7 protein-coding genes and 1 riboswitch are annotated in these 9,384 nt (G+C 72.8%); of the genes, 5 read left to right on the forward strand and 2 right to left on the reverse strand.

The window, feature by feature from the left end; translation table 11 throughout:
• Positions 1 to 28: 28 nt before the first annotated feature.
• Entirely contained in the window at positions 29 to 3,415 is a 3,387-nt protein-coding gene (locus tag ASG95_RS03515) for a hypothetical protein (RefSeq protein WP_157581708.1), read from the forward strand.
• A gap of 93 nt (positions 3,416 to 3,508) precedes the next feature.
• On the opposite strand, the gene ASG95_RS03520 is transcribed toward ASG95_RS03515, so the two are convergent.
• Both ASG95_RS03520 and ASG95_RS03525 read right to left on the reverse strand, forming a co-directional pair.
• Complete coding sequence (locus ASG95_RS03520) at positions 3,509 to 4,249, reverse strand: SDR family NAD(P)-dependent oxidoreductase (protein ID WP_057376575.1); 741 nt, start codon at positions 4,247 to 4,249, stop codon at positions 3,509 to 3,511.
• Positions 4,246 to 4,998, reverse strand: coding sequence for a hypothetical protein (locus ASG95_RS03525; RefSeq protein WP_057376576.1), 753 nt, complete (start codon positions 4,996 to 4,998; stop codon positions 4,246 to 4,248). Before ASG95_RS03525 ends, ASG95_RS03520 begins: the two co-directional genes overlap by 4 nt.
• Before the next feature lie 126 nt (positions 4,999 to 5,124).
• On the opposite strand from ASG95_RS03525, the gene ASG95_RS03530 reads away from it, so the two are divergent.
• The 4 genes from ASG95_RS03530 to ASG95_RS03545 all read left to right on the forward strand — a co-directional run bounded on the left by ASG95_RS03530 (position 5,125) and on the right by ASG95_RS03545 (position 9,218).
• Positions 5,125 to 6,387 carry an MFS transporter gene (locus ASG95_RS03530; RefSeq protein ID WP_057376577.1) on the forward strand — a complete coding sequence of 421 codons (1,263 nt, stop codon included), beginning with the start codon at positions 5,125 to 5,127 and terminating at the stop codon, positions 6,385 to 6,387.
• 26 nt (positions 6,388 to 6,413) lie between these two features.
• Positions 6,414 to 7,112 carry a metal-dependent transcriptional regulator gene (locus ASG95_RS03535; RefSeq protein WP_057376578.1) on the forward strand — a complete coding sequence of 233 codons (699 nt, stop codon included), beginning with the start codon at positions 6,414 to 6,416 and terminating at the stop codon, positions 7,110 to 7,112.
• Positions 7,113 to 7,335: 223 nt separating this feature from the next.
• Positions 7,336 to 7,552, forward strand: a riboswitch (cyclic di-AMP (ydaO/yuaA leader).
• A 6-nt stretch (positions 7,553 to 7,558) separates the two neighbouring features.
• Positions 7,559 to 8,287, forward strand: a complete 729-nt coding sequence (locus ASG95_RS03540) for a C40 family peptidase (protein ID WP_082592300.1) — start codon at positions 7,559 to 7,561, stop codon at positions 8,285 to 8,287.
• Between the two features lie 262 nt (positions 8,288 to 8,549).
• Positions 8,550 to 9,218 carry a DsbA family oxidoreductase gene (locus ASG95_RS03545; RefSeq protein ID WP_057376579.1) on the forward strand — a complete coding sequence of 223 codons (669 nt, stop codon included), beginning with the start codon at positions 8,550 to 8,552 and terminating at the stop codon, positions 9,216 to 9,218.
• Positions 9,219 to 9,384 lie beyond the last annotated feature (166 nt).

The following is a 9,384-nucleotide window of genomic DNA, read 5'->3' on the forward strand; positions in this document are numbered from 1 at the left end:
GGCGCATCCTCGCTGCTATACACGAGGGGTGCCTCCCAGGACGAACGCGATGACGCGTGGCCACCACCAGCTCTCCAGTGCCTCCGGGCTGCGGGCGGTGTTCACCGACGATGCCTGTCTGGCCCGCCTCGACGCAGCCGCGACGTCCCTGCTGATGTACCCAGCCAGTGCCCACGAAGCAGGCCCGGCCAACCTCTACCTGCGCCGGCTCGACGGTGCCGACGCGGCTTGGGTGCCGCTGCTCGGACCATCGAGCCCGAGCGTCGTGACGTGGTCGGAGCGCGGTCCCGTCGCGACCGGCGAGTGGGAGGGCCTGCGGTATGCCGCGTGCTTCCGGCTCGCGGAGGGTGCGCCGGCGTGGTTCTGGCAGGTCAGCGTCGAGAACACCCGCGACACCGAGGTCGTCGTGGACGTGGTCCTCACCCACGACCCGGGCCTCGCGCCCTACGACGCGATCCGCACCAACGAGTTCTACGTGAGCCAGTACCTCGACCTGACGCCGGTCACCACCGCCCGCGGGACGGCCCTCGCGGTGCGGCAGAACATGCCCGGTCAGGCGGTGCCCTGGCTGCTGCTGGGGTCGCTGGCGCAGGGACAAGGGTGGGCGACCGACACCCTCCAGCTGGTCCGGGGTGCCGCCCGGCCGGGGGTGCCCGAGGCGCTGTCCGTGGCAGAGCTCCCCTCGCACCGGCTCCAGCACGAGCACGCCCTCGCGGTGCTCCAGGACGCCCCCGTGCAGCTCGCCACCGGTGGGCGCCACGACACCGGCTTCTACGGGATCTTCAGCCCCGACCACCCCGACGCCACGTCGGACGCGGACGCCGCGTGGGCGACGCAGGCCCTCGCCCAGCCGGAAGCCGAGAGGAGCGATCTCCTGTCGCGACCTGCCGACGGTGGCAAGCGCGCCGGAGCATCGCGCTCGCTCTTCAGCGCCGCCCCCGCCTTCGCGGCCGACGACCTCGACGCCGACACCCTCGCCGCGCTGACCGGCCACTCCGACCCGCGCCACATCGAGACCGACCCCGACGGCGCGCTGCTCTCGTGGTTCGGCGGCGACGGTTCGCACGTCGTCACCGCGGCCAAGGAGCGCCGCGTCCTGCGCCCGCACGGACACGTGCAGCGCACCGGCGACGCCCTCGTCCCCGACACCGGCACGCTGACCTCCACGCTCTGGATGACCGGGGCGTTCCACTCCCAGCTGACCCGTGGGCACGTCGGCCGCGACCGGCTGCTGTCGACTCGCCGCGGCTACCTCGGGGTGCAGCGCGCGCACGGTCTGCGGATGTTCGTCGAGGACCTGACGGCGCCCGGCGGCTGGGCGCTCCTCGAGCTGCCCAGCGCCTGGGGGCTGCGCACGGACGGCGCCACCTGGTGGTACGGCCACGACGACCTGGCCCTCGAGGTCTGCTCCACCGCGACCCCGGGCGCCCACGAGCTCGGGCTGTCGGTGCGCTGGCTGTCCGGCGCACCTCGCCGGCTGCTCGTGGCCCTCAACGTCGCCCTGTCCGGCGACGACGGCCTCGACCCCGCGGCATACGACGTCGTCACGCACGACGGGGGCGTCGAGGTCGGCGACGGCTCGACGACCCTGCACCTCGGGTGGTCGGCCGGCGCCGTGTCGGTCGCGGGCGACGGCCCGCTCTTCGCGGACGGCGAAGACCGCGGCACGCCCTGGGTGACGCTCGACATCGAGCCGCGGGGACGCTTCGCGCTGACCCTCGCGGTCACGTCCGACGCCGCCGACCTCGAGGTGCGCCCCACCCCCGACCAGCACCTCGGTGAGCGCTGGCCGGCCACCGTCGCAGGGGCGCTGCGGCTGACGCCGGGCGCGACCGACGCGGGTCTGGCCGCCGAGGTGGCGCGGATCGACACCGCCCTGCCGTGGTTCACCCAGAACGCCCTGGTCCACTACCTCTCGCCCCGCGGGCTGGAGCAGTTCTCCGGCGGTGCCTGGGGCACCCGTGACGTCTGCCAGGGGCCGGTCGGGCTCCTCACGGCGCTCGGGCGCGACGCCGAGCAGCGCGACGTCCTGCTGCGGATCTTCCGGGCCCAGAACGCCCGGGGCGACTGGCCGCAGGCGTTCGACTTCCTCCCGCCCCTCCCGGAGGCCGGCCAGCACGACGCCCACGGTGACGTCCTCTACTGGCCCGTGCTCGCGGTGGGCGACTACCTGCAGGCGACGCGGGACACCTCCCTGCTGAGCGAAGGCCTTCCCTTCGTGGGCGACGACGGGCTGACCGCTCCCGTGTCCGTCGAGGACCACCTGCGCCGCGCCCTCGACCGGGTCGCGGAGGTGCGGGTGCCCGGCTCGCCCCTGCCGGCCTACGGCCACGGCGACTGGAACGACTCGCTCCAGCCGGCCGACCCGCATCTGGCCGCCCGCCTCGTCTCCACCTGGACCACCGTGCTGCTCGTGACCGCGCTGCGTTCGCTGGCCGCCGGCCTGGAGTCGTGCGACGCGGCGCCCGACCTCGTCACCCGCGCCCGTGCGGCGGCCGACGCTGCCCACACGGCGATCACCGACGACCTCGTCGTCGACGGCGTGCTGCCCGGCTACGTGCTGCTCAACGACGACGGGTCGTCCGAGCCACTGGTGCACCCGCGGGACACCCGCACCGGACTCACCTACGGCGTGCTGCCCTGGATCCACGCGATCTCGGCCGACCTGCTCAGCCCCGAGCAGGCGCGACACCACCTCGACCTCATCGACGAGCACCTGCTGGGGCCTGACGGTGCGCGGTTGTTCGACCGCCCCGTCACCTACCGCGGTGGGCCGATGAGCGTCTTCCAGCGCGCCGAGGCGAGCACCTTCTGGGGCCGCGAGATCGGGCTCATGTACATGCACGCGCACCTGCGTTACACCGAAGCCCTCGCGCGGGTCGGCGACGCCGACCGGCTCTTCGCCGCGCTGTGCCAGGCCAACCCGATCGGCGTCACCGAGCGCGTGCCGCGCGCCCGGCCGCGCCAGAGCACGACCTACTACTCCTCGTCCGACGGCGTCTTCGACGACCGGCTGGACGCCAGCGAGCGGTATGCCGCGCTGATGGCCGGCGACGTCGACCTCGAGGGCGGCTGGCGCGTCTACTCCTCCGGGCCCGGTCTCTACCTGCGACTGCTCGCGGAGACGCTGCTCGGCGTCCGGTCGCGGGGTGACCGGGTGGAGCTCGACCCCGTGCTGGCGCCCGGCCTCGACGGCCTGACCGCCCGGATCCCGTTGGGAGACAAGCATCTCCGGGTCACCTACCTGGTGGGCTCGGCAGGCTCCGGCGTGGTGCGGGTGACCTCGGGTGGTCGCGAGCTCACGACCACGGCCTTGGCCAACCCCTACCGTGCGGCCGGCGTCAGCGTGGCCCGGGCCGACCTGCTCGCCGGGGCGTCGGGCGACGACATCGAGCTCACGGTGGAGCTCTCCTGACGCGGCAGAGCAGCGCCCGGCGCGGCCCATTGCCCGACTTCGAGGGCCCGCACGCGCGGATTGCGCGGAAAACCGGGCAATTGGCCAGGTTTCTCAGGACTCGCGGTGCACCTTGTGAGGAGCGGCCTGGACGCGCGGCTTGATGACGAGCAGGTCGATGTTGACGTGGGCCGGTCGCGAGACCATCCACCCGATCGCGTCGGCGACGTCCTGCGCGACCAACGGTTCGGACACCCCGGCGTAGACCTTGTCGGCCCGCTCCTGGTCGCCGCCGAACCGGGTCAGCGCGAACTCCTCGGTGCGCACCATGCCGGGCGCGATCTCCTCGACCCGCACCGGCTGGTCGACCAGCTCGAGCCGCAGCGTCTCGGTCAGCGCCGCCACGGCGTGCTTCGCGGCGACGTAGCCCGACCCGCCCTCGTAGGCGACCCGTCCCGCGATCGACCCGACGTTGAGGATGGTGCCCGCACCCGAGGCGACCAGGGCCGGCAGCAGGGCCTGGGTGACCTGGAGGGTGCCGATGACGTTGGACTCGAACATCCCGCGCCAGTCCGCCACGTCGGTGTCCGCCGCCGGCGCCAGGCCGAGCGCACCGCCGGCGTTGTTGACCAGCACGTCGAGGCGCGCGCCCACCTCGGCCGCGAGCCGCGCCACGTCGTCGGCCGAGGTCACGTCGCACACCACGGCCCGGCCACCGATCTCGGCTGCCACCGCCTCGATCCGGTCGGCCCGCCTCGCGGCGCAGACCACCTCGAAGCCGTCCGCGGCGAGGCGTCGGGCGGTGGCCTCCCCGATGCCGCTGCTGGCCCCGGTCACCACGGCGAGCTTGCTCATGCGCTACCTCCTGCGGGTCGAACTGCACTGGGGTTGATGGCGATCCAGGTCGCCTCGGCCTGCGCGAGCAGGCGGCCGTCGGCGGAGCTGAAGAGAGCAGTGCCGCTCACGAATTTTCGTGTATCGGCCTTGCGGCCCTCGCCGCCGCGCGGCCACGCCATCACGACGTGTTCCTCGCCGACCGCGGGCAGGCTCGCGACCTGAGCGGTCATGGTGCCGAGCACCATCGGTCGCCCGGCGATGCCGGAGGCCCAGCCGCCGGGGCAGTCCAGCGCCGCCCACACCGTCTCGAGGGTGACGTCCGCGGCGGGGAGCCACGCCGCGGCATACGCACCATCGCCACCGGCGACCCGACCCGGCTGGAGCCGGAGCCCGTCGCCGCGCTCGCGACCCGTGCCGCACGAGAAGCAGGTGGGGAAAGGGTGGGCGGCCAGGCCCTCGTACCCCTCGCCTGCCGTCGTGGCAGCGGCGAACGACACAGGCGCGGGTATGCCGGTCGGCGCCAGGGCGGCGCCGACCGTCGCCTGCGCGACCGGGTGCTCGCCGTCGGCGACCTCGAGGGACCGCCGTCCGCCGTTCTCGCCGTGGACGACCTGCAGGTCACGGTCGAGCGGGGGAGGGGTGCGCAGCCGCACGGTGACCGACTTGTCCGGCCCCGGCTCCAGGAGCGCGGCGGCGTGGCCGCTGACCCAACCCCCGTTGCCCGACTCGGGCGGACCACAGAACCGCGACGGCACGACGAAACCCATGTCCCTGAACCTACTGGGCCACCGTTCTGCGCCGCGGGCGGCTGCTGGCGGCCGGCTGCGGTCCGGTCCGTTCGGGCGCTGGACCCGTGGGGCGGCTGTCTGCGGGACGGTCCAGAATGGCCGGTGATGTCACGACCCGCTCCCGACGCCACGAGCTCCGACACGAACGGTGCCGACTTCAGCCTGCGCAGCATCGCGGTCCCGGCCTACGGGCCGACCATCATCGCGGCCATCGGCAGCGGCGCGATCGTGCCGATCGTGGCGCTCAGCGCCCTCGACCTCGGGGCGTCGCCCTCGGTCGCCGCGCTCACCGTCGGGCTGGGGCTGATCGCCGAGCTGTTCTTCGCGGTGCCGGCGGGGGCGCTGGTCCACCGGGTGGGGGAGCGTCGCGCGCTGCTGTGGGCGAGCGCCGTCGACGCGGTGGGGGCGTTCGTGGCGCTCACCGCACCCTCGCTCACCGTCCTCATGGCGACGGTGTTCGCGATGGGGTTCACCTCGTCCGTCTTCTCCGTGGCGCGGCAGGCCTACCTCATCGACGCCGTGCCGACCACGATGCGAGCGCGGGCGCTGTCCACGCTCGGCGGGGTGAACCGGATCGGCATGTTCATCGGGCCGTTCATCGGAGCGCCGATCATCCACTTCTGGGGTCCGCGCGCCGGTTTCGCAGTCGCGGTCGCGGCGGGTCTGGGCGCCGCTGCGCTGGTGCAGTTCGGGCCCGACCTGACCGCCGCCCACGAGGCGCAGGCCAAGGCCGACCCGGGCGACCGCGTCCAGGTCAGCACCGCCCGAGTGCTCTGGGACCACCGCAGCACCTACCTCACCCTCGGGCTGGGCATCATGGTCATCGGCGCGGCACGCTCTGCGCGCCTCGTGCTGCTGCCGCTGTGGGCCGAGCACGTCGGGCTCTCCGCCAGCACCACGGCGATCATCTTCGGCATCGTCGGCGGGGTGGAGATGCTGCTGTTCTACCCGGCCGGTTCGGTGATGGACCGGTTCGGCCGGATCTGGGTCGCGGTCCCCTGCGTCGTCCTGCTCGGCGTCGGGATGCTCTCGCTGCCCCTCACGCACAGCGCGATCGCCGTGACCGTCGTCGCCCTCGTCGCCGCGGTGGGCAACGGCATGGGGTCGGGCATCGTCATGACGCTCGGCGCCGACAGCGCGCCGGAGTGGGGGAGGTCGCAGTTCCTCGGGGGTTGGCGGTTCGTCTCGGTCGTCGGCGGCAGCGGCTCCCCGGCCCTGATCAGCCTCATCACCGCCCAGGCCGGGCTGGCCGCGGCCTGCGTCTCCCTGGGCGGCCTCGCGCTGGCCGGGACGGGCTGGCTGGCCTACTGGGTGCCCCGCTTCGACCCGGTGCGGCGAGCCGCTCGGGAAGGATCAGTGACGCGCTGACGGCCGCAGGTGAGAGGCTTGGGCCTGTGACCGACCTGATCGACACCACCGAGATGTACCTCAAGACGATCTTCGAGCTCGAGGAAGAGGGCATCACCCCCCTGCGCGCCCGCATCGCCGAGCGGCTGGGCCACTCCGGCCCGACCGTCTCGCAGACGGTGGCCCGCATGGAGCGCGACGGCCTGCTGAGCCTCGCCGGCGACCGCCACCTCGAGCTGTCCGACCACGGCCGCCTGCTGGCCACGCGGGTGATGCGCAAGCACCGCCTGGCCGAGCGGCTGCTCGTCGACGTGATCGGGCTCGAGTGGGAGTACGTCCACGACGAGGCATGCCGCTGGGAGCACGTCATGTCCGAGCGGGTCGAGCGCAAGATCCTCGCCATGCTCAAGGACCACCACGACTCGCCCTACGGCAACCCCATCCCCGGGCTCGACGAGCTGGGCGACGAGGAGCCGACCGAGGGCTTCCGCACCGGCCTGAAGACCCTCACCGAGCTGGCCGGGGAGTCCCCCGAGACGGTCCTGGTCCGCCGGATCGGCGAGCCGGTCCAGGTCGACCACGAGGCGCTCAGCCTGCTCACCGTCGCCCGCCTGCTGCCCGGCGAGCGGGTGCGGGTCCACCGCGCCGACGGCCGGGTCGTGGCCGTGCGCGAGGGCGCACCCGAGTCGACCGGCGTGTCCCTGCCCGACGAGGTCGCCCAGCACGTGTTCGGCGCGCTGGTCTGAGGCTTGGCCTGAGGGCCAGCTGACGCGCTTTTCGGCGGGCCGCTCAGATGAGCGCGCACGAGCCGGGCCGCAGGCCTGTGACCTGCGGTTTTGAGCACGGCGACTGAACTGTGGGAGACGTCACCTTGGGGTTTCTTGGGCGCTCCGTGACCTCAACGTGACTTTCCGCGGGGCCTTGTGTACGGTGGCTGCGATTCCCTCACCCCCTAGGGGGAATCGGCTCGATGTGGAAACGCCTAGTCCTGTCACCACGCCCGAGTCATTCAGTACAAACCGCTTGGCAGGAGCGGGGGACCCAACTTTGGGCCTTCTCTTCACGAAAAGGTCCTTGGGGTTAAGTCTCCACGCACGCGCCCGCAAGGTCGGGTGACAACCGTGGAGGCCGGGTGATCTACCTCCACCCGAACCCGACAGCTCACCTCGTAGGCGCTGGAGGTTCATCCATCGTGGCTTCACACAGTTCTGGCCGCCACCGCGCGCCGGGCCGTTTCAACCCCGTCTCCGAGTTGTCCGACATCGTGGCCAGCGCCGCGCAGCCGGCCGTCAAGACCTCAGCGGTCATCGCCGCTTCAGGTGGTCTTGTCGCCTCGTTCGCTCTTCCCGCCTCTGCCGCCAGTGCCGCTCCGGCCCCGCGGGCCAAGGGCGCCACCACCGCCGCGCCGGTCGCCGTCCAGGCCCCCGAGACCGCGGCTCCCGCGGCCTCCAGCGCCTTCGGCGTCATCGGCTTCAAGGCGACCGCCAAGCCGAAGCCCAAGCCGGTCGTGCGCGTCGTCCCCGAGCGCACCGTCCAGGCCGCCAGCCGGTCCACGGCCCGCAAGGACTACACCAGCCTCAAGCCCGCTGCCGGCGGCGTGCTGGCCATCGCGGCCCAGTACGAAGGCCTGATGTACTCCTACGGCGGCACCAGCCCGTCGACCGGCTTCGACTGCTCCGGCTTCACCCAGTACGTCTTCGGCCGGGTCGGCATCAGCCTCCCGCGCACCGCCGAGGAGCAGAAGCAGGCCACCACCCGCGTCTCGAACCCGCAGCCGGGAGACCTCGTGTTCTTCGGCAGCCCCGCCTACCACGTGGGCATCTACGCCGGGAACGGCATGATGTGGGACTCCCCGCGCAGCGGCAAGGCCGTCGCCCTCCGCTCGATCTGGTCCTCGAACGTCACCTACGGTCGTCCCTGACCCACGAGTTCGTCGAACAACGCGTCGAGCCACGCACCGCAGGCCCCCACCGCTCCGGCGGCCGGGGGCCTGCGGCGTTGCCCGTGGCGTTGGCGGCGTCGGGCGCGGGGTTGGGAGCGTCGTGGGTATGCCGCGTGCTCACCCGGGTGCCCGTGCCCCATTTGCGCCGTCGTGTGAGGATGGAGCGATGAACGTGGGTGGACGGACGGACCTGGACGTAGCGATGAACGAAACAACGAGCAACGCAGCAACGAGCAACGCAGTGGAGATCGATGTCTGGGCTGACGTGGTCTGCCCATGGTGCTACCTCGGCAAGCGGCGGCTCGAGCTCGCCATCGCCGAGAGCGCGCACCCGGCCGAGGTGACCGTCACCTACCACGCCTACGAGCTCGACCCGAAGGCCGCGCACAGCACCGGGGAGACGGTCCTGGCCTGGCTGGCCCAGCGCTACCGCACCGACCTCGACGGCGCCCGTGAGATCGCCGAGCGCCCGGCTGTGATGGGTCGCCCCGACGGCGTGCACATCGACGTCGACAAGCAGCTCCGCGCGAACTCCTTCGACGCCCACCGGCTGGTCGCCCTCGGTCTCGCCCAAGGTGGTCCGGCGCTCCAGGCGGCCGTCCTCGAGCGGTTCTACAGCGCGCACTTCTCCGAGGGCAAGGCCATCGACGACGTCGAGACCCTGCAGCGGCTCGGCGCCGAGGCTGGGCTCGACGGCCGCCGCGTCTCCGCGGTGCTGGCCGGCGACGAGTTCGCCGACCACGTGCGCGCCGACGAGGCCGCAGCCACGGACATCGGCATCACCGGGGTGCCCTTCTTCATCGCCAACCGCCGCGTCGCGCTCTCCGGGGCGCACACCCCCGAGGTGATCGGCCAGCTCATCGAGTCGGCCCTCAGCGGCGACCACGAGTCGATGAGCGCCGGCGCCTGACGACCGCTAGGAAGTCGTGGCGAGGGCGGTCTCGAAGTTGCTCAGGGTCAGCCGGCTGAACAGCACGAACCGCACCAGCTCGATCCCACCTGCGCTGGCTGCGTCCGCGTCTACACCCTCCGCGTCTACACCCTCCGCGTCTACACCCTCCGCGTCTACACCCTCC

The sequence above is a fragment of the Phycicoccus sp. Soil803 genome, assembly GCF_001429685.1.
Lineage (GTDB): Bacteria > Actinomycetota > Actinomycetes > Actinomycetales > Dermatophilaceae > Pedococcus.